This window comes from Gillisia marina, assembly GCF_000258765.1.
Lineage (GTDB): Bacteria > Bacteroidota > Bacteroidia > Flavobacteriales > Flavobacteriaceae > Gillisia > Gillisia marina.
Genome location: NZ_AJLT01000104.1, coordinates 1 through 2,217, shown reverse-complemented (window position 1 = coordinate 2,217; position 2,217 = coordinate 1). Strand labels below are relative to the sequence as shown.

3 protein-coding genes are annotated in these 2,217 nt (G+C 29.1%); all 3 read left to right on the top strand.

The features are described from left to right. Positions 1-230 precede the first annotated feature (230 nt). The gene (locus tag ON07_RS13865) at positions 231-752 is read left to right on the top strand and encodes a hypothetical protein (RefSeq protein WP_010232716.1); all 522 of its coding nucleotides are present in this window, start codon (positions 231-233) and stop codon (positions 750-752) included. A 181-nt stretch (positions 753-933) separates the two neighbouring features. Next, a complete protein-coding gene (locus tag ON07_RS16095; RefSeq protein WP_010232714.1) occupies positions 934-1,431 on the top strand; it encodes a helix-turn-helix domain-containing protein in 498 nt (165 codons plus the stop codon). A 125-nt stretch (positions 1,432-1,556) separates the two neighbouring features. Beyond that, on the top strand, positions 1,557-2,126 hold the full coding sequence (locus tag ON07_RS15725; RefSeq protein ID WP_010232712.1) for a CPBP family intramembrane glutamic endopeptidase: 570 nt from the start codon (positions 1,557-1,559) through the stop codon (positions 2,124-2,126). Positions 2,127-2,217: the final 91 nt, after the last annotated feature.

Here is a 2,217-nt window from a genome sequence, read left to right as displayed (position 1 = left end):
GAATAGAAAGAAATTAGAATAAAAAACGCACCACAACATCGGTTAAGCGCAAATAGCGGGCAGTTAGATGAAAAGTACTATTATAGTCACCAAGTAAAAACCAACAAAGCCGACAAGAACGTGTCACTACTCCACGCTACTTGCCTTAACCAAGACCGTTGCCAGCAAAATTCTAAGAAACATTTGTTATAAAAATTATTAATTTAAATGATTAATCTCAACTTATATTTATGAAAAAAGTCTTATTAATATTATTTTTTATTATTCTACAAGAAAATCTAATAGCACAAAATATTGATACTGAAAAGGAAACTTTAGAAACTATTGAATGGCTGAATAGTAAGTTTGTAGAATTTAAATATAATACTCATGAAGTGGAACAAGTTTTCTTAATAAATGATATTAGAGAATTTGATAACGAATTATATTTAAGTGGAGTAAAACAACAAAATACTGATAATCCTTTGGCAGCTTTCAAAGCAATTTTTGGGATACCGATTTTAAAAATTAATAGTATAAGATTTGAAGAAAAAACAAATAATTATTGGGCTATAATAAGTATGAAAAATGAACAAGAATCAATATTGCTATTCAATGGTGAAGGCGATGGGAATTTAATTGGCAAGTATAAGGATATTGCAATAATAATGGATAAAGCAATTGATAATGAAAAACTTCGTCCAAGAATTATTAAAGCATTTAATTATTTAATAGAATTACACGGAAATAATAAGATCGAAGAAAAATTTTAACTTGTAGAAATCTGCAGGCAACATCGGTTAAGCGCAAATAGCGGGCTTAGTCGAAAAAGTGTATTTTAGTTACCTAATAAAAAATCAACAAAGCCGACAAAGACGCGTCCCTACTCCACGCCACTTGCCTTAACCAAGACCGTTGGCAATAATTATTTAATGACGCAAGAATGTCGTATGAATGACATTAGATGATTTCAAACAAAAATATACTTTTACAATGAACAAAGAGAAACAGAATATGATAGCTACAATTGTAAAAGAAAAAAGGAATGATTTAAAATTTACTCAACAAGAATTAGCGGATATTTCCAATATAAGTTTACGTTCTATTCAAAGAATTGAAAAAGGAGAAGTCAATCCAAGGATGCATACTTTAAAATCACTCTCAAAATGCCTGGATTTTTCACTTGATTTTTTAGACTGTAACGATAAGAGTGATGTTGAGAAAAATGAAAAATCTTTATTTAGGGAAGTCACAATTTCAATCTTCATGATTATTGCAACTCTTCTGATTTCTACGGCTTTTATTTTCCAATCTAACACCTTCCCAGAGACTGACTTTGAATTTTGCCTATATTATTTCGTAATCGTTTCAATATTAAGCTTTGTCTTAGCACTGCTTTGGAAACATAATAGAATAACTATAATAACAAGTTCAAATTTTAAGAATATTTAAAATGTTTGGAATTATAGTTATTCTTGGAGTGTCTTGGTTATTACTTCATTATATAGAAAAAAGAAAATCTGCACATATTAGGATTTTACCCCTTAACTAAAATATGGCAATTCGCTATTGGAATAGTGTTTATTTTTTCCCTTAAACTGTTATTTATTTATCTTGACACAAGAGTTAATTCAATCACTTGGATAAGTAATCCTTCCTTTAATTATATTTCACTTTTTCAATCATTTTGGTATCATTTAAAATCAGCTTTAACAGAAGATTTGATATTTCGTGGTGCATTACTCTACATTTTGATTAAGAGAATTGGAATGCAAAAGGCCCTAATTATTTCATCAATTGCCTTTGGCATATATCATTGGATATCTTATGGAATAATTGGTTCTGGAAATATTATACTTTTAGTTTATGTGCTCATAACAACTGGTTTTACTGGATATGTTTGGGGTTATACATTTGCTAAGACTAAGTCCATAATGATGCCTTTAGGGTTTCATTTGGGCTGGAATTTTATAACTACAATTTTTTATGAAGCACAACCTTATGGTCACTTAATTTTCATAGACAGCTCGAAAATTCAAATATTAGAGCCATACAGTACATATTATTCTCTATTTATAGGGATCGCTTCTACTCTACTGACCTTAATTTTTGTGAAATTGTTGATTAAAAGAAAGCTGACAGTTTAATTTTTAAACAAACTTTAGTCTAAAAATAACTATTGCCAACATTGTTTAACAGCAAATAGCGGGCATTGTGGTAAAAAGTGTTATTTTAGAG